Annotated in this window: 20 protein-coding genes; 11 read left to right on the top strand and 9 right to left on the bottom strand. The window is 63.3% G+C overall.

The features are described 5' to 3' along the window. From AB4N98_RS12740 to AB4N98_RS12725, 4 genes are read left to right on the top strand one after another with little or no spacing between them, the layout of a single operon-like run. A complete protein-coding gene (locus AB4N98_RS12740) occupies positions 1 to 879 on the top strand; it encodes a metal ABC transporter substrate-binding protein (RefSeq protein ID WP_116078059.1) in 879 nt (292 codons plus the stop codon). After that, positions 876 to 1289 carry a phosphoribosyl-AMP cyclohydrolase gene (gene hisI / locus AB4N98_RS12735; protein ID WP_017528642.1) on the top strand — a complete coding sequence of 138 codons (414 nt, stop codon included), beginning with the start codon at positions 876 to 878 and terminating at the stop codon, positions 1287 to 1289. The genes AB4N98_RS12740 and hisI overlap by 4 nt, the downstream gene beginning before the upstream one ends. Next, positions 1286 to 1846: a gamma carbonic anhydrase family protein gene (locus tag AB4N98_RS12730; RefSeq protein ID WP_003231797.1), complete on the top strand. Its 561-nt coding sequence runs from the start codon at positions 1286 to 1288 to the stop codon at positions 1844 to 1846. The genes hisI and AB4N98_RS12730 overlap by 4 nt, the downstream gene beginning before the upstream one ends. Positions 1847 to 1849: 3 nt before the next feature. Then, positions 1850 to 3187 carry a dihydroorotase gene (locus AB4N98_RS12725; protein ID WP_217855568.1) on the top strand — a complete coding sequence of 446 codons (1338 nt, stop codon included), beginning with the start codon at positions 1850 to 1852 and terminating at the stop codon, positions 3185 to 3187. On the opposite strand, the gene AB4N98_RS12720 is transcribed toward AB4N98_RS12725, so the two are convergent. Continuing rightward, entirely contained in the window at positions 3184 to 3705 is a 522-nt protein-coding gene (locus AB4N98_RS12720; RefSeq protein ID WP_460149490.1) for a DUF3617 domain-containing protein, read from the bottom strand. The genes AB4N98_RS12725 and AB4N98_RS12720 overlap by 4 nt on opposite strands. A gap of 130 nt (positions 3706 to 3835) precedes the next feature. Here AB4N98_RS12720 and cls point away from each other — a divergent pair, with 130 nt between their 5' ends. Beyond that, positions 3836 to 5275 carry a cardiolipin synthase gene (gene cls / locus AB4N98_RS12715; RefSeq protein WP_460149544.1) on the top strand — a complete coding sequence of 480 codons (1440 nt, stop codon included), beginning with the start codon at positions 3836 to 3838 and terminating at the stop codon, positions 5273 to 5275. A 131-nt stretch (positions 5276 to 5406) separates the two neighbouring features. On the opposite strand, the gene cfaB is transcribed toward cls, so the two are convergent. From cfaB to hflK (AB4N98_RS12675), 8 genes are all read right to left on the bottom strand, one after another. Beyond that, on the bottom strand, positions 5407 to 6591 hold the full coding sequence (gene cfaB / locus AB4N98_RS12710) for a C17 cyclopropane fatty acid synthase CfaB (RefSeq protein ID WP_017528646.1): 1185 nt from the start codon (positions 6589 to 6591) through the stop codon (positions 5407 to 5409). An 87-nt stretch (positions 6592 to 6678) separates the two neighbouring features. After that, a complete protein-coding gene (locus AB4N98_RS12705) occupies positions 6679 to 7467 on the bottom strand; it encodes an HvfC/BufC N-terminal domain-containing protein (RefSeq protein ID WP_017528647.1) in 789 nt (262 codons plus the stop codon). Continuing rightward, positions 7458 to 8303: an MNIO family bufferin maturase gene (bufB, locus tag AB4N98_RS12700; RefSeq protein ID WP_017528648.1), complete on the bottom strand. Its 846-nt coding sequence runs from the start codon at positions 8301 to 8303 to the stop codon at positions 7458 to 7460. The genes AB4N98_RS12705 and bufB overlap by 10 nt, the downstream gene beginning before the upstream one ends. A gap of 64 nt (positions 8304 to 8367) precedes the next feature. Next, positions 8368 to 8619, bottom strand: a complete 252-nt coding sequence (bufA2, locus tag AB4N98_RS12695; protein ID WP_017528649.1) for a BufA2 family periplasmic bufferin-type metallophore — start codon at positions 8617 to 8619, stop codon at positions 8368 to 8370. 117 nt (positions 8620 to 8736) lie between these two features. Next, positions 8737 to 10623 carry a cation-translocating P-type ATPase gene (locus tag AB4N98_RS12690; RefSeq protein ID WP_065879224.1) on the bottom strand — a complete coding sequence of 629 codons (1887 nt, stop codon included), beginning with the start codon at positions 10621 to 10623 and terminating at the stop codon, positions 8737 to 8739. Further along, entirely contained in the window at positions 10620 to 11654 is a 1035-nt protein-coding gene (gene hflK / locus AB4N98_RS12685) for a protease modulator HflK (protein WP_017528651.1), read from the bottom strand. Before hflK (AB4N98_RS12685) ends, AB4N98_RS12690 begins: the two co-directional genes overlap by 4 nt. Next, positions 11651 to 12646 (bottom strand): protease modulator HflC, encoded by a 996-nt coding sequence (gene hflC, locus AB4N98_RS12680; RefSeq protein WP_370737716.1) that lies wholly within the window; start codon positions 12644 to 12646, stop codon positions 11651 to 11653. The genes hflK (AB4N98_RS12685) and hflC overlap by 4 nt, the downstream gene beginning before the upstream one ends. Positions 12647 to 12655: 9 nt before the next feature. Continuing rightward, entirely contained in the window at positions 12656 to 14581 is a 1926-nt protein-coding gene (hflK, locus tag AB4N98_RS12675; RefSeq protein ID WP_065879223.1) for a protease modulator HflK, read from the bottom strand. Between the two features lie 308 nt (positions 14582 to 14889). On the opposite strand from hflK (AB4N98_RS12675), the gene AB4N98_RS12670 reads away from it, so the two are divergent. Genes AB4N98_RS12670 through AB4N98_RS12645 form a run of 6 tightly spaced genes read left to right on the top strand, consistent with a single transcriptional unit; the run spans position 14890 to position 20577 of the window. Then, complete coding sequence (locus tag AB4N98_RS12670; protein ID WP_017528654.1) at positions 14890 to 15513, top strand: CDP-alcohol phosphatidyltransferase family protein; 624 nt, start codon at positions 14890 to 14892, stop codon at positions 15511 to 15513. Between the two features lie 10 nt (positions 15514 to 15523). Beyond that, positions 15524 to 17278, top strand: a complete 1755-nt coding sequence (locus AB4N98_RS12665) for a bifunctional alpha/beta hydrolase/class I SAM-dependent methyltransferase (RefSeq protein ID WP_460149489.1) — start codon at positions 15524 to 15526, stop codon at positions 17276 to 17278. A gap of 2 nt (positions 17279 to 17280) precedes the next feature. Then, positions 17281 to 18579: a phosphatase PAP2/dual specificity phosphatase family protein gene (locus tag AB4N98_RS12660; protein ID WP_068936552.1), complete on the top strand. Its 1299-nt coding sequence runs from the start codon at positions 17281 to 17283 to the stop codon at positions 18577 to 18579. Then, a complete protein-coding gene (locus AB4N98_RS12655; RefSeq protein ID WP_065879221.1) occupies positions 18569 to 19012 on the top strand; it encodes a hypothetical protein in 444 nt (147 codons plus the stop codon). The genes AB4N98_RS12660 and AB4N98_RS12655 overlap by 11 nt, the downstream gene beginning before the upstream one ends. 10 nt (positions 19013 to 19022) lie before the next feature. Then, positions 19023 to 19643: a lysophospholipid acyltransferase family protein gene (locus AB4N98_RS12650; protein WP_017528658.1), complete on the top strand. Its 621-nt coding sequence runs from the start codon at positions 19023 to 19025 to the stop codon at positions 19641 to 19643. A gap of 1 nt (position 19644) precedes the next feature. Beyond that, complete coding sequence (locus AB4N98_RS12645; protein ID WP_017528659.1) at positions 19645 to 20577, top strand: phosphatidate cytidylyltransferase; 933 nt, start codon at positions 19645 to 19647, stop codon at positions 20575 to 20577. Positions 20578 to 20579 lie beyond the last annotated feature (2 nt).

Genomic DNA, 20579 nt, shown 5'->3' with positions numbered 1-20579 from the left:
ATGCGCGCTCTACTTGTGCTGTTCAGTCTGCTGCTGCCGCTGTCGATGGCCCAGGCCGCCGACAAACTCCAGGTGGTTACCAGCTTCAGTATTCTCGATGACATGACCCACCAGATTGGTGGCGATCACATCCAGATCAGCAACATGGTCGGCCCCGACGCCGATGCCCACACCTACGAACCTTCACCGGACGACGCCAAGGCGCTGCTCAAGGCAAACGTCATCATCAAAAACGGCCTGGGCTTCGAGCCCTGGCTGGACCGCCTGGTGACCAGCACCGAAACCAAGGCCACGGTCGTCACCGCCAGCAAGGGCGTGATCTCGCACACCATGGACGAAGACGGCGAAACCATCCCAGACCCACACGCCTGGCATAACCTGGCCAATGCCGAAATCTATGTGAACAACATCACCAAAGCGCTGATCGCCGCCGACCCGTCCAACACCGCCGACTACCAGCGCAACAGCCAGGCCTACCTCAAAGAAATCTACCGCCTGCTGGCTGAAGCCAAGGCCAAGTTCGGCGCCCTGCCGGCGGGCAACCGTCGCATCGTCACTTCCCATGATGCCTTCGGCTACCTCGGCCAGGCCTATGGCATTCAGTTCCTGGCGCCCCAGGGCCTGTCCACCGAACGCGAGCCTTCGGCTGCCGAAGTCGCCGCGCTGATCACCCAGATCCGCAAAGACAAGGTCAAGGCCGTGTTCATGGAAAACATCAAAGACTCGCGCCTGCTCAAGCAGATCGCTGATGAAAGCGGCGCGCAGATCGGCGGCACGCTGTACTCCGATGCCCTCGCCGCCGAAGGCCCGGCCAGCACCTTTACCGGCCTGTTCGAATACAACCTCAACACCCTGTGCGCCGCGCTGAGCAAGCCATGAACCTGAGCATGCTCGACCTGGAAAGCGCTGCCCTCGGCAGCCGCTTTCCACTCGACGCAGTGCTCGACGCCCTGCCGTGGAACAGCGATGGCCTGATCGCCGCCATCGCCCAGCAACATGGCAACGGCCAGGTGTTGATGCTGGCCTGGATGAACCGCCAGGCCCTCAACGAGACCCTGGCCACCGGGCACGTCTGCTATTGGTCACGCTCGCGCCGGCAGCTGTGGCGCAAAGGCGAGACTTCCGGCCACTGGCAACAATTGGTCGAAGCACGCCTGGATTGCGACGGCGATGCGGTGCTGCTGATCGTCAACCAATTGGGCCCTGCCTGTCATACCGGCCGCCCGACCTGTTTCTACAACGCCATCGACGGCGACCACGTACACATCATTACGGAGCCTGCTGAATGATCCGCAAGAACCCTTCCGGCGATCTGCCGGTGATTGCCGAATCGGCCTATGTCGACAAGACCGCCATCATCTGCGGCAAAGTCATCATCGGCGAGAACGTTTTCGTCGGGCCCTACGCCGTGATCCGTGCCGACGAAGTCGACGCCAGCGGCGCCATGGACCCCATCACCATCGGCGCCAACTCCAATATCCAGGACGGCGTGGTCATCCACTCCAAATCCGGCGCGGCGGTGACGATCGGCGAATTCACCTCCATCGCCCACCGTTCCATCGTCCACGGCCCCTGCACCGTGGGTGACCGTGTGTTCATCGGGTTCAACAGCGTGCTGTTCAACTGCGTGGTGGGCGACGGCTGCGTGGTGCGCCACAACTCAGTGGTCGACGGCCGCGACTTGCCGGATGCGTTCTACGTGCCCTCCACCACCCGCATCGGCCCCAACACCGACCTGTCGCAATTCCCGCCAGTGAGCGTCAGCGCTTCGGAGTTTTCCGAAGACGTAGCGCGCACCAATGTCGACCTGGTGCGCGGTTACAAAGCCCTGCAAAACGAGTTCTGAGCCATGAGTCGCCTGCTGATCCGCAATGCCCGCCTGGTCAACGAAGGCCGGATGTTTGACGCCGACGTCCTGATCGCCAATGGCCGTATCGAGAAGATCGCGAGCAGCATCCAGGGCTGTAACGCCCCGCTGTCCATCGATGCCAAAGGCCAGTGGCTGTTACCGGGCATGATCGATGACCAAGTGCACTTTCGCGAGCCCGGCGCACCGGAAAAAGGCAGCTTCTACAGTGAGTCCCGGGCGGCGGTGGCGGGCGGGATCACCAGTTTCATGGACATGCCCAACACCCACCCGGCCACGCTGAACCTGCAAGAGCTGGCCGACAAAAAGCGCCGCGCGGCCCTGCATTCGGTGGCCAATTATGGTTTTCACTTCGGGGTGAGCAACGACAACCTCGACACCGTCGCCGCGCTCGACCCTCGGGAGGTGGCCGGAGTCAAAGTGTTCATGGGCGCCTCCACCGGCAACATGCTGGTGGACGACCCACGCATCCTGGAGCGCCTGTTCGCGCAAGTGCCGACCATCCTGCTGGCCCACTGCGAGCACACGCCAAGCATCCAGGCCAACGAAGCGCGTCTGCGCGAGCGCTTTGGCGACCAGATCCCCGCCGTCGCCCACCCGCTGATCCGTGACGCCGAAGCGTGCTATCGCTCATCGTCTTTCGCGGTGGAATTGGCCAAGCGTCACGGCACGCGCCTGCATGTGCTGCACCTCACCAGCGCCCGCGAGCTGGCGCTGTTCGACGACAAACCCCTGGCCGAAAAACGCATCACCGCCGAGGTCTGCGTGCACCACCTGCTGTTCGATGACCGCGACTATCACCGCCTGGGCCACCAGATCAAATGCAACCCGGCGATCAAGACACGCGCCGACCGCGACGCGCTGCGCCTGGCGTTATTGAGTGATCGTCTGGACGTGATCGGCACTGACCATGCGCCGCATACCTGGGCGCAAAAACAGCTGGCCTATCGCGAAGCACCGTCCGGTTTACCGCTGGTGCAACACGCGCTGCCGGCACTGTTGGAACTGGTGGCGGACGGGCATTTACCGCTGACCACGCTGGCGGCCAAAACCAGCCACCGTGTCGCCGACCTGTTTGCGATCGCGGACCGCGGTTACCTGCGCGAAGGCTATTGGGCCGATCTTGTGCTGATCAACCCCGAGCCTGAAGGCAAGCCGGTGTGCGATGAACCGGTCCTGGCCCGCTGCGGTTGGACGCCGTTCGCCGAACGCCGCTTTCGCCACAGCGTCAGCACCACCCTGGTGTCGGGCCACCTGGCGTGGCACAACGGCCAGGTGGTCGAAAGCTGCCAGGGCCTGCCGCTGCAGTTTGCGCGTTAAGCGCGCGGTTTGACTGTACCGCAGTCGTTGCCCAGCCACTGGGCATGGGTGTCCAGGCTGCCTTTCTGCTGAATGCCGGTCGCATTGAACGTGCCGTTGACGGTGGTGGTGAACTCTTTCTGGCTCTGGAAGGTGGCGACGCCGGTTCCCTGGGCTTTCGGGCAACTGAAGCGGAATTTCCACTGGTTGCCGGTCTTGTCGATCACTTGCTGTTTGCAACCCGATTGCGGGTCGGTCAGGGGGATCGAGTCCGAAGCCACCTGCGCCGGCGTGAGGCACACCTGCACGCCTTTGCCGGCCATGGTGATGCCTTGTTTTTCCAGCATGGCGCGCTGTTCGGGGGTCATCTGTTGCTTGAGCTGACCGAGGATCAGGGACAAGTCCGGCAGGTCCTGGTTATCGACCTTCATATTGCTGGTGGTCAATTCCCACAAGCCCGGCGCCAACATCTGCGCCTGTGCTGCCACCGGCAGCGACAAACCAACAACCATGGCTAAACCAAGCAGACGAGCATTCATCGGGTAACTCCTGGGTAATTGTGGGCGTTAGACGCTGCAAACGGGCCAGCGTTGCATGGCAAATAAAATAGCGACATTCAAGGCCGAACATGGTCTGTTAGGCAATGGACTGCCTGGAGTGATGTTGTTCATGGATTTCTTCGGCCCGCACCTGCTCGCCTACTTCATCGCCACGCTGCACTTTTTCGGGACCCTTGCCGCGATCCATGCGGTGCTGACCGTCAGGACCGCTCAAGGCTCGATCGCCTGGGCCTTGTCACTGATGTTCATGCCCTATCTCACGCTGATCCCCTATCTGATTTTCGGCCGCAGCACGTTCGACGCGTATATCCAGGCCCGCCGTCAGGCCAACCAGGAAATGCACACCGCTATCACCGAGCTGAACTGGCGCCCCTGGGTCGAAGAAGCCCTGGCCGCACGCAACTCCAGCGCCTACGCCTCGCTGCGCGCCATGCCCAAATTGGGGCGCATGCCGTGCCTGGCAAACAATCAAGTACGCCTGCTGGTGAATGGCGATGCCACCTTCAGCGCGATTTTCGAAGCCATCCGCACTGCCAAAACGGCAGTGCTGTTTCAGTTTTTCATCATTCATGACGATGACCTCGGCCGCCGTTTGCATGCCCTGCTCAAGGAAAAAGCCGAGCAAGGCGTCAGCATCTACGTGCTGTATGACCGTATCGGCAGCCACGCCCTGCCCCATCGCTATGTGCAGTCGCTGCGCGACGCCGGGGTCCGCGTCAAGGCATTCGCCACCCGCAGCGGCTGGCTGAACCGCTTCCAGGTCAACTTCCGCAACCACCGAAAAATCGTGGTAGTGGATGGCATCACCGGTTTTGTCGGCGGGCATAACGTGGGCGATGAATACCTGGGCAAAAAACCGCCGCTGGCGCCCTGGCGCGATACGCATGCGCAAGTCACCGGCCCGGTGGTGGCGTGCCTGCAGGAGTCATTTGCCGAAGACTGGTTCTGGGCGGCCCGGGAACTGCCGCCGCTGATCCTGCCCGACGCCTACCCCGAAGACGGCGTGCTCTGCCAATTGCTCGCCAGCGGCCCGGCGGACTCCTATGAAACCTGCTCGCTGTTTTTTGTCGAGGCCATCCACGCGGCGACCGAGCGCGTGTGGATCACCAGCCCGTATTTCGTCCCCGATGAGGCGGTGTTTGCCGCCCTGCGCCTGGCGGTGCTGCGCGGTGTCGATGTGCGCCTGCTACTGCCGTCGCGGCCCGACCACCGCATCGTGTATGCCGCCTCCAGTCTGTATGCGATCGAAGCCGTGCGCGCCGGGGTGCGGGTGTTCCGCTACATGCCAGGGTTCCTGCATCAGAAGGTGGTGCTGGTGGACAGCGAAATCAGCGCCATCGGCAGTGCGAACATGGACAACCGTTCGTTCCGATTGAATTTCGAAGTGATGCTGCTGACCGTCGATGAAGCCTTCGCCAAAGAGGTCGAGCACATGCTGCTGGATGACTTCGCCCACGCCCATGAAGTCAGCCAGGAAGAAAGCCGTGAGACGCGGCGTTTGCAACAACTGGGCATGCGCGTGGCGCGCTTGATCTCACCGATTCTCTAACAAACAACACGGGACAACATGTGGAAGGGGGCTTGCTCCCGATAGCAGTGGCTCAGTCACAGATGCAGTGCCTGACACCCTGCTATCGGGAGCAAGCCCCCTCCCACATTTGAAACACCACCGTTCTTCGGTTATCGGTAGATGTCTTCCCGTGTCCACGGCAGTTCATGGCTGCCATCGGCATGCGGCTTCACCGCCAGGATCTGGTGCAGGTTGATCCAACCCCGCGCAAACGCGTAAGCGCAGCCGGCCAGGTACAGCCGCCAGATACGCAGCGCCTGCTCCGGCACCATGTTCGCCGCCGCTTCCAGGTTGTCTTCCAGGCGCTCGCTCCAGTGGTCCAGTGTGCGCGCGTAATGCAGGCGCAGGCTTTCGACATCGACCACTTCAAGCCCTACTTCGCTGATTTCGGCGGTCATCATTGCCAGGTGCGGCAACTCGCCGTTGGGAAAGACATAACGTTCGATAAACTCGCCGGCGCCACGGCCCACCGGGCGGCCGTCGGTATGCTTGGCGGTAATGCCATGGTTCATCACCAGGCCGCCCTCGCGCACCGCGCCGAATAACGTCTGGCAGTACTGCGCCAGGTTGGCGTGGCCGACGTGTTCGAACATGCCCACGCTCACCACTTTGTCGAAGCGGCCGTCCTGGGGCAGGTCGCGGTAGTCGAGCAATTGCAGGTCGACCTGGCCGTCCAGGCCCTCGGCTTTCACCCGCTCCCGAGCCAGTGCCAGCTGTTCTTTACTTAGGGTGATGCCAAATACTTTCACCCCAAACTCCCGCGCCGCGTAACGCGCCAGCCCGCCCCAGCCGCAGCCCACATCAAGCAAATACTCCCCCGGCTGCAAGCGCAGCTTGCGGCACAGGTGGCGAAATTTGTCTTGTTGGGCTTGGTCGATGGACTCGCTGCCGGTTTCGAAATAACCGCAGGAGTACGCCATGTCCTGGTCCAGCCACAGCTGGTAGAACTCGTTGGACAGGTCGTAATGGTAGGAAATCGCCGCTGCGTCAGTTGCCTTGTCGTGGATCGAGCGCACCGGTCGACTGCCCTCGTCGTCCTCGACCAGGGCGTGACTCAGCTCGTCACACACCCGGATCACTTCGCTGATGGAGCCTTCCAGCTCCAGTTTGCCCTCGACGAAAGCCTCGCCCAATGTATCGAGCGTCGGATGGGTCAGTTGCGTCACAACCGTGGGGTCCTTCACCACGATGGTCACACTGGGCTCGGGGCCCAAGTTGAATTCATGGCCATCCCAGAGTCGAAGACGCAGCGGTAGCTGTAGATTCTGTAAGGCCGGTGGAAGTTGCGCGAGCATGAGTAGTCCCCCCTTGTTTCAGACGTCTGCTGAGAGGGTAGACCATCCCCAGAAAAAGTAGGAGGCTATCGATTTGATAGCGCTCTTCTATAAGACTCGCCGCTGCAGCAAGCCCTCCTGGATCCATTGCTTGAGCCACGTAACCGCCTGCAATGGCGCACCCTCTGAATAAGTGACTGCCAGTTGCTCGCACAGTTCTGCGAAGGTCCAACCAGTCGTCACCATGCCCGCGATGGCGCATGCCTCGGCGGGCTCAAGGCTGCGGTAGTTGCACACATGCTGATGGCGCCACACCAGGCAGATCTGCGCGGGGTCCAGGGCGTGGCTGCCAGGGAAATCCGCTTGATCTTTACTCGCGCGCCAGATCGCCAGCGAGTTGAAACGGCACAGCAGCGTCTGCACCGACGGCGTCAGCTCAACCTGCAAACCCGGCCAATCCTCAGGTGGCAGCAGCGCCATATCGTCCAGGGCCAGTGGCAAGCCCTGCGGCGCATCGAATGCCAGGGTAAAGGCCCATTCCAACCGCGCCAGCTCCGCCAGCGGCGCGCTGTGCTCGGCCACAAAATGCTCGAGGATAAACGCCGGCAACCGCTCACCCAGCCAGCGCAGGCTGTAATGGGCCGACGGGTAGCGACGCACATAGGCTTCGGCCAGCGCGGCAAATTCCTCATCACCCAGCCAATACAGCACGGCGCCGAAGTCATGGCGCAACACTTCCTGCAACCGCGCCATGTAAGCGTTGTGGTAGATCGCCAGGCCCGTGTCCACATCCAGCGTCGGCCCACCGAGCAAGGTGGCGGCAAAGCCACTGTTGGCCTCAGGCGCTTGCGTTAATAGATGCTGTTCGAAAGCCAACTGCCAATCGATCAGGCGCATAAAGCCCTCCTGGCCAGGGCGCCGGCGCCCAATTCGCGGGCCTTGCTCAGTTCACCGAGCAACTCCTGGAACGGCGGAAAATGGTCATCGCGCTCCAGCAGCGTCGAGACCGGCCCCACATACTCCAGGGTCTGTTGATACAGAGCCCACACCGGATCGCACACCGGATGGTCATGGGTATCGACCACGTAGTCGCCGTAGTCCATATGCCCTGCCAGGTGCAATTGACGAATGCTCTGGGGCGGCACATTGCGAATGAAGGTCCAGGCGTCGAACCCGTGGTTGCGCGAGCTGACATATACGTTGTTCACGTCCAGCAACAACTGGCACCCCGTGAGGTGGGTCAGGGCGTTGAGGAACTCCCACTCGGTGAACTCATCCGCCCTGGCGCGCACATAACTGGAGACGTTTTCCAGCACCAGCGGGCGCTGCAACACATCCTGCACTTGGCGAACGCGGCCGGCCACGTGATACAGGCTTTCTTCGGTGTACGGCAGCGGCAGCAGGTCATGCAACTGGTGCGCGCTGCCACGGCTCCAGCACAGGTGATCGGAAACCCACGCCGGCTGGATACGCTCGGCGAGCTGTTTGATCTGTTTCAGGTAGTCGGTATCGAGGGCATGGGGCCCGCCGATGGACAAGGACACCCCGTGCATCACCAGCGGGTAGCGCTCGGCGATGGCATCCAGGAAGTACAAGGCCTTACCGCCCTGCACCAGGTAATTCTCGGAGATCACTTCGAACCAATCCACGGCCGGCGACTGTTCAAGGATCTGCTGGTAATACTCACTGCGTAAGCCCAGGCCGTAACCCAGGCTTGGAAGGCAAGCGGACATGACTCGCTCCTTTGAAACGTGCCCGCAGCGCTGGGGCTGCGCTGCGGTTACACGCGTTGGCCGATTACTCGCCGACTTTGCCGCCCGCCTTGGCGCACTCAGCCTTGGTCATGGCCTTGAAGCCGTGGCCTTTGCAGACTGCCTGGCCTTTGCAGGCGTTTTCAGCGGTCTTGCAATCGTTCATGCCTTTGCACGAAGTCACGCCGTAGCAATGCACTGGCGCATCTGCCGCTTGTACCTGAGTGGCAACACCGGCAAACAGGGTAGCGGCGGCCATCGCGAGCGCGGCACCAGCAGCAGCGGATTTAATCTTCATGGTTGTCTTCCTCATGATCGGTAGGGGTGTCGGACTGAACGGATTGTTCAGTCTCGACACACCCCTAGAGTGAGGCGCCTCACCGGCGTTACAGCCCTGGGCAAAAATTTCTGGAATTTATTCGTCGAGCTTCAACAGCGGCTCTTGAAACCGCAGCAAACGCCCGGCGTTGCCCAGTACCAGCAACGTACTGAGGTTGTGCAACACCGCCGCGATCATCGCCCCCGCCGCCCCCAACCACCCGAATGCGGCAAACACCACGATCGCCAACGTCCAACCCAGGCCAATGATCACATTGACCTGCAAGGTATGCCGACACTGACGACTCAAGCGCACACACGTGCCCAATCGGCGCAGGTCGCTGCCGATCAACACCACATCCGCCGATGCCAGCGCGATATCCGCACCGCCCGCGCCCATGGCGATGCCGACCACACCGGCCTTGAGCGCCAGGGAATCGTTGATCCCATCCCCCACCACCATCGGCCGGAAACCGCTGCCGATTTCCCCCAGCACACGATTGAGTTTGTCCTCGGGCAACGCCTGGGCTTCGACATCGCTGATGCCCACGTCCAGCGCCAGGCTGTCGGCCACGCTTTGACGGTCGCCGGTCAGCAACAGTTGGCGGCCCAGGCCCAGGTCGCGCAGTTCCTGCAAGGCCTGACGCGCTTCCGGCTTGACGCTGTCGGCCAGCAGCAGCCAGGCAAGGAATTGCCCGTCGAGCGCCAGCCCGGCAATCGGGCCGTCATGGGTGGGGACCGTGGTGGTGACAATGCCCAACTGGTCGAACAATTCCGGCCGTCCGAGCGCCGCTTCGCCCTGCCCGGTCTGCGCCACCACGCCCAGACCCTGGCGTTCGCGAATGTCGGTCAACGCCAGCAGGTGTTCCTGAACCGCCAACCCGGCCAACGCGCGGCTGACGGGGTGGCTGCTGGCCGAACCCAGGCTGGCCGCCAGGTTGAGCAGCGCCTGGCGATCCGGAAACGAGGTTTGAATGGACTGTAAACGCAGGGTGCCGAAGGTGAGGGTGCCGGTCTTGTCGACCACCAACGAGGTCAAGTCCGCCAGCTCTTCAAGGAACGCCGAGCTGCGGATCAGGATCCCGTGGCGCGCCGCTACGGCGATCCCGGCAATTGCCGTGGCCGGCGCCGACAACACCAACGCACAGGGGCACGCCGCTACCAGCACGGCGAGCATTGCCTGGGCATCGTTAGTCACAAACCAGGTCACCGCCGCCAGCAACAACACCAACACCATGTAACTGCCCGCATAGCGCTCCAACAGCCGCGTGATCGGCGGCTTGGAACGTTCAGCGTTCTGCATCAATGCGATGACTTTGCCCAGGGTCGACTCATCGCCGGTGCGCGTCACTTGCAGGCGCAACAGCCCGTCGAGGTTGATCGCCCCGCCAAATACCTGCATACCGGCGCTGGCTTCCAACGGTACCGATTCCCCGGTGATCGGCGCCGTGTCCAGGCTCGCCTGGCCGGACAGCACCACGCCATCGGCCGGCACGCGGTCACCGGCGCGCACTTCGACGATATCGCCGGTGTTCAACGTGCCGTTGTCCACTTCGACAATGCTGCCGTCGGCCTGCACCAAGCGTGCGTGGCTGCGGGTCAGCTTGCCCAGGGCATGGATCGCCTCCTGGGAGCCGATCACGCTGCGCTCCTCCAGCACATGGCCGAAGATCATGATGATCGGCAACAACGCAGCGGTCAGCAGATCGCCCGTGGCCCAGGCACCGAGCATGGCCAGGGCGATCAGTTGGTCGGTAATGCCATGCAGGCTGGGGAAGCGCAGGCTGAACCAGGCCGAGCGCATCACCGGCACGGCCACCAGCAACGAGGCGACGCCCAGCAGCAATTGGCTCACACCGCTCTGATCCGGCGCCAGCCAGCGCCACACCAGGCCCAGCATCAGCAAGCCCAGCGCCAACATCGCCAGGGTCAATTGCCGGGCGGCGCTGCGCTGCTCGACGGAGGTCAGCATGGGTGCGCTCATTGCTCGGCTCCCTGGATGATCAAGCGGGAGTCGTCTTTAGGGTCGACCGTGGTCACAGAGCCGGCCTGGCCGAGAATCTTCGGCAGGCGCTCGCGGTACAACCGCAACAGCAGGCCTGGGTCTTTGACCTGGGCGAGGCTGGTGACGGTGGCGGTTTGCGCCTGAGCATTGGCCAGACGCTCGCTGGCCTGGGCGTGGGCCACCTGCACCAGGCGGTCGGCCGCCTGGGTCGCGGTCTGGGTGAGTTTTTCTGCGTCGGTGCGGGCGTTGGCCACCGCTTTGTCAGCCTGCTGGCTGGCAGTGAGCACCGCGTTGAACGCATTCACCGCCGGGCTTGGCAAGCTCGACTGCACGTCCACACGCGTCACTTCGATGCCCAGGCCCAGGCCGCTGGAGGTCAGCTCCCCCAAGCGTTTGTTGATGCCTTGTACCAAGTCACCGCGCAAGCGCTCGCGACGTTCGGCGGCGCCGTTGTCGCTGCCGATCAGTTCGGGTCGCGCCACCAGGATGGTGTCCAGGTCCCGCGCCGCCGTGAGGGCCACGGCACTGCGCGTCACCAAGCGGTCCAGGGCCGGCAAAACGTGGTCGCCCTGCAATACAAAGAAATACGGCTCGGTGACCTTGTAGAACACCCGCACATCCAGTTGCACCACCCCGGCATCGCCGGTCAGCAGGTAACCGGAACCGGCCAGGGCATCGCTCAGGGGTGTGGCGAAACTGGCCACGCGGTCGGCCTGGATCGCGGCATCGGAACGCAGCAGGTTCTCCACTCGCCGCTCGATCACACGGTCGGCCGCCGGCAACAGCACCACCTGCTCGAACGGTTGCGGCCAAGCCAATAAAAGCCCGGCGTTCTGGATGCGGTCCAAGGCGCCGAAGTGCAACACCACCGCACGGTTTTGCGGGTCGATCTGGCGCACATTGGAAAACGCCCAGGCCAACGCCGCCAACACCGTCACCGCGTAGAGCGCCATGAACGTCAGGCGTCCGGCCTGGATCCAGGGGCTGTCCGGGCTGTCACGCTCGGTCATGGCTGAATGTCCTTGGGCCCATCCACCAGCGCACGGAACGGCGCGGCATCGGTGCGCAGGATTATTTTGGTACCCGGCGTGACCACCGTGCCCAGGGTATCCAGCGAACGCAGCAGGTTATACAACTGCGGGTTGCCGGCGTAGGCGCGCCCATAGATCTGCGCCGCCTCGACCCGCGATTGCGCTTCGATATCGGCGGCTTTCACCGTGGCGTCGGCCTGCACGATGCGCGCATCGCGCTCGGCGGCGGAACGGATCTGCGCCGCTTCACGCTTGCCTACGGCGGTGCGCTCGGTGGCGATGGTTTCGCGCTCGGCACGCATGCGATCCACGGTGGCGGTGAGAGTCACCGAGGGCAGCGTCAGACGCTCGACGCCCACTTGGGCCACGCGCACGCCGTAGGTGGTGAGCAATTGTTGGTCGATCTGCTGGCGCAACTGCGCTTCAAAATCAGCAATGCGTACTTGGCTGGCGTCGGTATTGATCAGGCTGGACAGGTCGAAGCTGGCCGCCGTGGTTTCCAGCGCCGAACCGACAAACGTGCGAATCTGCCGCGCCGCTTCATCCGGCTGGTTCTGCACGGCGCGCATAAAGCGCTGCACGTTGTCGGCGTCGCCCTGCACCTGCCACGCCACATAGGCCTGCACGATGATACGCAGGCCATCGCGGGTGCCCACGTCCTGCAAGCCGCTGGAGGTGGTGCGCAGGCGCAGGTCCACCGGGATCGCCGCTTCGAACGGAGCCGGCCAACGCCAGCCCAGGCCCGGCTCAAGCAGTACTCGCGAGGGGTTGCCGAAGCGCGTGATGACCGTGGCTTCGCCGGAGCGCACCTGCACCAGGCTGGCCGCCGCGACCGCAAACAGCACCAGCAACACGGCCCAGGCCATGCGCCGCCAAGGAAAGGGGCCGGCCGCGTGTTCATCGCCGTGGTGGTGATGGTGGTGGCCGTGATGATGGTGATGACCGTGATCGTGAGAATGAGCGCTCAACAGACAGACTCCTTATTGAACGGCTTTACGCGGCACCGAAGGGTCGGCCGGCAAGGTAAAAGAACGCAGATCGATCGTCGGTGCGCCGTCGGCGCCCAGGCGGTGATCCAGAATCAGCAGCTTGGCATTGGCCAGGCCTTGGCTCAGTTGGCCAAGGTATTGCTCCAGCACGAAGGCTTGGCCCGCGCTGGCGTAGGCTTTTTGTTCGGCGGCAAAGCGCAGATTCGCCGCCTGGGCGCCGGCATTCACTTCACGCGCGGTGGCCAGGGCCCGGTCGCGGGCGGTACTGGCTTGCAGCAGCGCCTGGTTGGTGTGCTCACTGGCGGCGCCGCGCTCGCGGGCGATCAGCGCCTGGGCGCCGATCTGCGCGGCTTGCACGCCGTGGTAGGCATTCGCGGCACCGGCCGGAGGGTGGATGGCCTCCACCACGGTGGCGAGAATTTCCACGCCGCTGTCGAGCTTTTGCAGGTCGGCCTGCACGGCGCGGCCGATTTCGTCAGCCAAGAGGGTGCGCTGCTCACCGAGCAATTCGTCGAGGGTGCGCGAGGCGAAGTCATGCACCAGGATGCGGCTGGCGGTGCTGCGAATCAGGCTCGGCACATTCGCGCTGTGATAGGTCGCGGCCAGCGCGGCCTGGTCGGTCAGGCCGATGCGGTAGACGAAACGCACGTCCATATTGACGATCTGGAAGCCCTGCTTGTCGCCACGGCTGCTGGCGATCACCTGGGACTTGTCATTCACATGGCTGGCGTCCCACAAGCGGTTGGCGATGGCGGGCGGCGGGCCTTCGGCCGGGGCCAGCTCAGGCGCGGCGGCTTCGCTGGCGCTGGTAGCCAGTTCATGCACCACGCCGTTTTCCACGCTGATCACGCGGCCCAGCGGCCACGGCAAACCGGCATGCAAGCCCGGGCCGAACACCTGCACGGGTTTGCCAAAGCGCTCATAGATCCCACGGCCTTGCAGCGGCACTTCATGCACGCCGGTCAGCGCCCATCCCACCGTGAGCACTACCAGCAGCACCGGCAAAAATGCGCGGCGCATGTAGGTAAAGGCCCAGATCTGACGCAGGTCGATGCCGAAGCGATTGTGCAATTCATGCTGCAACGCCAGCAGCGGCTGTGGCGGCCAGCGCAGCAGCCCGGCGATAAAACTCTGCGCCATCAGACGCGGTTCGAGGCGCGGTTGGCGCGGGCTGAACAGCGACAACGCGCCCCTCAGCAGAAACTCCACCGCCACCAGCGCCGGCAGCAGGCCGATCAGCACCACCAGGCGCAACGGCCACACCGATTCGGCACCGGCAAACAGCAGGCAAACCGCGCTGACCAGCAGACAGGTAATCGCCACGCGGCTCAACTGGGCCAGTTGCGAAGCTTCCGGCCATTGCGCGGCGGTTTCCTGGGCCAGGCGCCGCTCAAATACCAGCAAGCCAAACGCCAATGCCAACGCCAGCGCAGCGCCAACGCTGGCGGACTGGCCGACCACCGCGGCCGGCAGCGCCAGGTTCCAGAATTCGATAATGCTGATCAGCGCCAGCAGCGACCAACCCGCGAGCCACAACACCGGCGTGCCGATCTGCGCCAGCAAGCCACTGCCCAGACGACCGACCAGGCGTGCATAGACGCCAGGGTCTTCAGCCGGCGCAGGGATCAGCTCAACCGTCGGTTCTTCCAACGCCTGGGCGCGCCAGTCCGCCACCCACCAGGCCGACTGCAACCCCGCCACCAGCACCAGCAATGCCGACGCACAGTTGATCAACACCACCGGCCAGATCGACAACGGGGCAAACAACGCGACAAACAACGCCAACACCCAACCGCCGACGGCCAGCACCGTCAGGCTGGCACCGGCCTGGCGCAATCGACGGGCATGGAACAACCCCTGCTGAAAACGCGGAAGGCCTTCCACCGAAGCGCCGTCAGCTTCTAAATCCACTTGCATCGACTTAACGCCCGCTCACACACAGTTCGTTACGATATAACACGGGGCGTGAAATTTTTGTTCGTTGAATACACCACAGACCCCCTGTGGGAGGGGGCTTGCTCCCGATGGCGGTATGTCGGCCAGGCCTGTAGTGACTGACCCACCGCGAGCGGGAGCAAGCCCCCTCCCACATTTGCTCCCGTGCGCGTTCGAAATCGTGATTAACCCCCCATAAACACGAGCCATCACTGGTGCATGCTGCGTTTAATCGGCACACTCCCAACCAGTTTTTCGCGGGCCCACGGACAAGGAAGCGTCACCTCCCCATGATTTCGATCTATCAGCTCAAACCGCGTTTTCAAAACCTGCTGCGGCCCCTCGTGCAGCGTCTGTATGACAACGGCACCACCGCCAACCAGATCACGGTGCTGGCCGGCGTGGTTTCGCTGCTGGTGGGCCTGCTGATCGCCAGCTTCGCCCAGCATGTGTGGCTGTTTGCGCTGATCCCGCTGTGGATGATCCTGCGCATGGCCCTCAACGCCATCGACGGTATGCTCGCCCGGGAGTTCGGCCAGCAGTCACGCCTGGGCGCCTACCTCAATGAACTGTGTGACGTGATCGCCGACAGCGCGCTGATCCTGCCGTTTGCGCTGATCCCCGGGGTAAGCCTGGCGCCGGTGCTGCTGGTGGCGCTGCTCGCGGTATTCAGCGAATACGCCGGCGTGCTCGGGCCCATGGTCGGCGCTTCGCGACGCTACGACGGGCCGATGGGCAAGAGTGATCGGGCCTTTGTACTCGGCGTGCTGGCCACCGGCGTCGCGCTGGGCTGGCTCGGCGCCGGCTGGGTCGACACGGTGATGTGGCTGGTCGCGGCCCTGCTCGCCTACACCCTGGTCAACCGGGTGCGTCAGGGTCTCAAAGAAGAACACTCCATTTCCCCTTCTGCATAAGGATTTTGCGATGCGCGAACAGCAGCAGCACACCTTCAGTACCCATGATGGCGTCGAGCTTTTCTATCGGCACTGGCCAGCCACCGCCTCAGCGGACGGCGCGCCACGCCAAGCCATTGTGCTGTTCCATCGCGGCCATGAGCACTCGGGGCGTATCGCCCACCTGGTCGATGAACTGAACCTGCCGCAATTCGACTTCTTCGCCTGGGACGCGCGCGGCCATGGCCAGTCCCCCGGCGAGCGCGGTGACAGCCCCAGCTTCGCCACCAGCGCCCGCGACGTGCAGACCTTCTGCGACCATATCGGCGCCACGTATGGCATCGAGGAAGAAAACTTCGCAGTGATCGCGCAAAGCGTGGGCGCGGTCATCGCGGCCACCTGGGTGCACGATTATGCCCCCAGGATCCGCGCGCTGGTGCTTGCCTCCCCGGCGTTCAAGGTCAAGCTGTACGTGCCCTTCGCTCGCCCGGGCCTGGCGCTGATGCGCAAGTTTCGCGGCAGTTTTTTCGTCAACAGCTACGTCAAGGCCAAGTTCCTCAGCCATGACCCCGAGCGCGTGGCGTCCTACGACAGCGACCCGCTGATCACCAAGGCGATTTCGGTAAATGTGCTGCTGGGCCTGTACGAAGCCGCCGACCGAGTGGTGGCCGATGCCCAGGCGATCCAGGTGCCGACCCAATTGCTCGTCTCCGGTTCGGATTTTGTGGTGCACCGCAAACCCCAGCAGCAATTTTTCGATCGCCTCGGCAGCCTGAAAAAAGAACTGCACGTCCTCCCCGGCTTCTTCCACGACACCCTCGGCGAACGCGACCGTGCGGTGGCCGTGAGCAGCGCCCGACGCTTTATCCTGCAGAATTTCGAGCACCCGCTGGACCGCGCCTCGCTGCTGGACGCCGACAAACTCGGCGCCACCTGCGCCGAATCCGAATCCCTCGCCGCGCCGCTGCCGCGCAATTCCCTGCGCGACCTGTACTGGCGCATGACCCGCGCCAGCATGGGCCTGGGCAAGAACCTGTCGGACGGCGTGAAACTGGGCTTCGACACCGGCTTCGACTCCGGCAGTACCCTGGACTACGTCTACCGCAACACGCCCACCGGCAAGGGCAGGCTGGGGCGGATGATCGACACCAACTACCTCAACTCCATCGGCTGGCGCGGCATTCGCCAGCGCAAGCTGAACGTCGAAGAACTGCTGCGCCTGGCCATGGCCAAGCTGCGCGCGGATGAGCGTGAGGTGCGTATCGTCGACATCGCCGCCGGCCACGGGCGTTACATCCTGGAAGCCTTGCAGGGCGTGTCGCCGCTGCCGGAGTCGATTCTGTTGCGTGACTACAGCGACATCAACGTGCGCGACGGTGGCGCGTTGATTCGTGAGAAGGGCCTGGGGGACATCGCGCAGTTCGTCAAAGGCGATGCGTTCGACCGCCTGGACTTGGCCGCCCTGGACCCCAAGCCGACGCTGGCCGTGGTGTCCGGGCTGTATGAACTGTTTGCCGACAACGGCATGGTTGGCGGTTCGCTGGCCGGCCTGGCCGAAGCCGTCGAACCGGGTGGCTATCTGGTGTACACCGGCCAACCGTGGCATCCGCAACTGGAGCTGATCGCGCGCGCCCTTACCAGCCATCGCCAGGGCCAGGCCTGGGTAATGCGCCGACGCAGCCAGGCGGAAATGGATCAACTGGTAGAAGCCGCCGGTTTCCGCAAAATCACCCAGCGCGTGGATGAGTGGGGCATCTTTACCGTGTCCCTGGCACAGAAGATCTGAGCATGCGCGAAGCCGGTCTATTAAAACCAGCAGTCTTGTGGCTGCTGCTGTTGGCGCCGCTGTTCTTCAGCACCTACGGCTTCGCCACCTGGGTTACCAGCCAGCGCAGCGACGTGGGCACGCTGGTGTTCGGCTGGGAAACCTATATGCCATTCTGGGCGTGGACCATCGTGCCCTATTGGTCCATTGACCTGCTTTACGGTTTCTCCCTGCTGCTGCCCAACACTCGCCACGAACTCAAGCAACATGCATTGCGCCTGCTCAGCGCGCAGGTGATTGCGGTGAGCTGCTTCCTGATCTGGCCGCTGCGTTTCACGTTCGAACGGCCGGAGCTCGATGGCGTGTTTGGCTGGCTGTTTGCGGTGCTGGCGGGCTTCGATAAGCCGTTCAACCAGGCGCCGTCGCTGCATATCGCGTTGCTGGTGATTCTATGGGTCATGTTCCAACGCCACAGCCAAGGGGTCTGGCGTTGGCTGGTGCACGGCTGGTTCGCGCTGATCGGTATTTCGGTACTGACCACTTATCAACACCACTTTATCGACTTACCCACAGGTGCCCTCGCCGGTTGGCTGTGCGTGTGGTTGTGGCCGGTGGAACACCCGAGCCCGCTGCTGAATGCGCGACTCAGCCGCGACCCGAAGCGCTGGCGGCTGGGTATGCGCTACGGGATAGGCGCGCTGGCGTTGGCCCTTCTGGCGCTCAGCCTGCGTGGGGGGTGGTTGTGGTTACTGTGGCCGGCGACGTCACTCGGCCTGGTCATGGCCAATTACTGTGTGCTCGGCGCGGCAGGCTTCCAAAAGCGTGCCGATGGCCGGCTCACGCCCGCCGCGCGCTGGCTATATGCACCTTACCTGGCGGCCGCGTGGATCAATTCACGGCTGTGGACGCACAGGCATCCACAGCCCGATCTGATTGTGGATAACGTTTGGCTTGGGCGAATTCCTACCTCTAAAGAGCAGGGTTCATTCAGCGCTATCGTCGACCTCTGCGCCGAACTGCCGATTAATCCACAGGCCCGAGCGTATCAATGTATTCCCGTGCTGGACTTGATCGCACCGACTTCAGCCGAATGCCGGCACGCGGCCGAGGCCATCGAACGCTTGCGCGCAAGCGGCCCGTTGCTGGTGTGCTGCGCCCTCGGCTACTCGCGCAGCGCCACCGCCGTCGCCGCCTGGCTGCTACACAGCGGGCGTGCCCCGACGGTGGAACAGGCGCTGGCTATCATTCGTACAGCGCGGGCCAACGTGGTCTTGCATCCCGCTCACCGTGAAGCACTGGAGGGTTTGCCCCATGCCCGCTGATATGGAACTGCAAGTGGTTGCCAGCCTGCTGCGCCGTGGTCGCGCGCTGGATCAGTTATCCACAGGCCTCACCGTCGCCGGCGTGTTATTCGGCCTGGCGCAATTGCTGATGCCGAGTATTACGCCTATTTGCCTGCTGCTCAGCCTGTGGATGATCATCCTCGGGCTGCTGCAAAAATACTGGGCGCTGCGGGTGGCTTTCGATGCCGACCTGTTCGCCCTGCTGGCGCGTGACACCGGGCGTACCGCCGACCTCGACCAAGCCCTGCAGACCCTCGGCCTGCAATCGCCCAAACGTGCCGGCCGGCCTTGGGCCGAGCGTCGTCGCGGCGCCCTCAAACTGCTGCGCAAACAAGCCTGGCTGCTCGGTGCACAAGCGCTGCTGACCCTGGGCATGATCCTCGCCAGCCCTTGGCTGCCTTTCGCCGGATAAGGAACCCCCCATGTTCGAACCTGTGGTTGCCACGCTCATTACCTCCATGGCCCGCACTGTCACGGGTGCTCGCAGCCTGTGGCTGGGTTGCGCGCCAGTGCCGGTGCAACGCATCTACTTCGCCAACCACAGTAGCCACGGCGACTTCGTACTGCTGTGGGCCTCGCTGCCGCAAAACCTGCGCAAATTCACACGCCCGGTGGCCGGCAGCGATTACTGGAACAAAAGCGCGCTGCGCCGCTACATCATCAACCGCGTGTTCAATGGCGTGCTGATCGATCGCGAGCGCAAAGAGCCTGTGGATAACCCACTGCAACCGATGCTCGCCGCGTTGGAAGGGGGCGATTCGCTGATCATCTTTCCCGAAGGCACGCGCAATCTGGAAGACGGCTTGCTGCCGTTCAAAAGCGGTTTGTATCACTTGGCCAAAAGTTACCCACAGGCGGAGCTGATCCCGGTGTGGATCGCCAACCTCAACCGCGTCATGCCCAAGGGCCGCGTACTGCCGCTGCCGTTGTTATGCACCACCAGCTTCGGCGCGCCGCTGCAACTGACAGACGGTGAAGACAAGGCGCTGTTTCTCGCCCGCACCCGCGACGCCCTGCTCGCCCTTGCCCCGGAGCATTCCTGACATGGATAGCCAAACCCTGATGTTGTTCGGCGGGATCGGCGCGATCCTGGTGCTGGCCTCGCTGATCGGCCTGATCCTCAAACTGCGCACCCGTGGCACGCCGAACGCGGTGATCGACAACCTCAACGCGCGCATCAACGCCTGGTGGGTCATGGTGGTGGTGATCGGCATCGCCTTCTGGCTCGGCACCGGCGCGGTGATCCTGTTGTTCTACGCGGTGTCGTTCTACGCCCTGCGCGAATTTCTCACCCTCACCCCCACGCGCCGCAGCGACTACCCGGCACTGGTGGCCGCGTTCTATCTGGCCCTGCCGCTGCAATACTTGCTGATCTATTCCGATTGGTACGGGCTGTTCTCGATCTTCATCCCGGTGTACGTGTTTTTGCTGCTGCCCATCCTCGCCTCGCTGGGCGGCGACAGCACGCACTTCCTGGAGCGCGCCTCCAAGGTGCAATGGGGCCTGATGATCGCGGTGTTCTGCGTGTCGTTCGTGCCGGCGCTGCTGACACTGGACATTCCCGGCTACGAAGGGCGCAACCTGCTGCTGATCGCCTATCTGGTGATCGTGGTGCAGCTGTCGGACGTGCTGCAATACGTGTGCGGCAAGCTGTTCGGCAAACACAAGATCGCGCCCAACCTGTCGCCCTCTAAAACCGTGGAAGGCTTTGTCGGCGGGATTTTGCTGTCATCCCTCATCGGCGCCGCGCTGTGGTGGACCACGCCGTTCAACCCATGGCAGTCGTTTTTGATTGCGCTGTTGATCAACCTGCTGGGGTTTGCCGGTGGCATTGTGATGTCGGCGATCAAGCGCGACCGGGGCGTGAAGGACTGGGGCCATATGATCGAAGGGCACGGCGGCATGCTGGATCGCCTGGATTCGGTGTGTTTTGCGGCGCCGATTTTCTTTCATCTGGTGCGGTACTGGTGGACCTGACC

The sequence above is a fragment of the Pseudomonas sp. S3_E10 genome (assembly GCF_054667615.1).
This window is presented reverse-complemented; position numbering and strand designations above follow the sequence as displayed.

Coding starts and splice junctions, on each gene's coding strand:
- AB4N98_RS12740 (WP_116078059.1), top strand. CDS start 1: ATGCGCGCTCTACTTGTGCTGTTCAGTCTGCTGCTGCCGCTGTCGATG.
- hisI (WP_017528642.1), top strand. CDS start 876: ATGAACCTGAGCATGCTCGACCTGGAAAGCGCTGCCCTCGGCAGCCGC.
- AB4N98_RS12730 (WP_003231797.1), top strand. CDS start 1,286: ATGATCCGCAAGAACCCTTCCGGCGATCTGCCGGTGATTGCCGAATCG.
- AB4N98_RS12725 (WP_217855568.1), top strand. CDS start 1,850: ATGAGTCGCCTGCTGATCCGCAATGCCCGCCTGGTCAACGAAGGCCGG.
- AB4N98_RS12720 (WP_460149490.1), bottom strand. CDS start 3,705: ATGAATGCTCGTCTGCTTGGTTTAGCCATGGTTGTTGGTTTGTCGCTG.
- cls (WP_460149544.1), top strand. CDS start 3,836: ATGGATTTCTTCGGCCCGCACCTGCTCGCCTACTTCATCGCCACGCTG.
- cfaB (WP_017528646.1), bottom strand. CDS start 6,591: ATGCTCGCGCAACTTCCACCGGCCTTACAGAATCTACAGCTACCGCTG.
- AB4N98_RS12705 (WP_017528647.1), bottom strand. CDS start 7,467: ATGCGCCTGATCGATTGGCAGTTGGCTTTCGAACAGCATCTATTAACG.
- bufB (WP_017528648.1), bottom strand. CDS start 8,303: ATGTCCGCTTGCCTTCCAAGCCTGGGTTACGGCCTGGGCTTACGCAGT.
- bufA2 (WP_017528649.1), bottom strand. CDS start 8,619: ATGAAGATTAAATCCGCTGCTGCTGGTGCCGCGCTCGCGATGGCCGCC.
- AB4N98_RS12690 (WP_065879224.1), bottom strand. CDS start 10,623: ATGAGCGCACCCATGCTGACCTCCGTCGAGCAGCGCAGCGCCGCCCGG.
- hflK (WP_017528651.1), bottom strand. CDS start 11,654: ATGACCGAGCGTGACAGCCCGGACAGCCCCTGGATCCAGGCCGGACGC.
- hflK (WP_065879223.1), bottom strand. CDS start 14,581: ATGCAAGTGGATTTAGAAGCTGACGGCGCTTCGGTGGAAGGCCTTCCG.
- AB4N98_RS12670 (WP_017528654.1), top strand. CDS start 14,890: ATGATTTCGATCTATCAGCTCAAACCGCGTTTTCAAAACCTGCTGCGG.
- AB4N98_RS12665 (WP_460149489.1), top strand. CDS start 15,524: ATGCGCGAACAGCAGCAGCACACCTTCAGTACCCATGATGGCGTCGAG.
- AB4N98_RS12660 (WP_068936552.1), top strand. CDS start 17,281: ATGCGCGAAGCCGGTCTATTAAAACCAGCAGTCTTGTGGCTGCTGCTG.
- AB4N98_RS12655 (WP_065879221.1), top strand. CDS start 18,569: ATGCCCGCTGATATGGAACTGCAAGTGGTTGCCAGCCTGCTGCGCCGT.
- AB4N98_RS12650 (WP_017528658.1), top strand. CDS start 19,023: ATGTTCGAACCTGTGGTTGCCACGCTCATTACCTCCATGGCCCGCACT.
- AB4N98_RS12645 (WP_017528659.1), top strand. CDS start 19,645: ATGGATAGCCAAACCCTGATGTTGTTCGGCGGGATCGGCGCGATCCTG.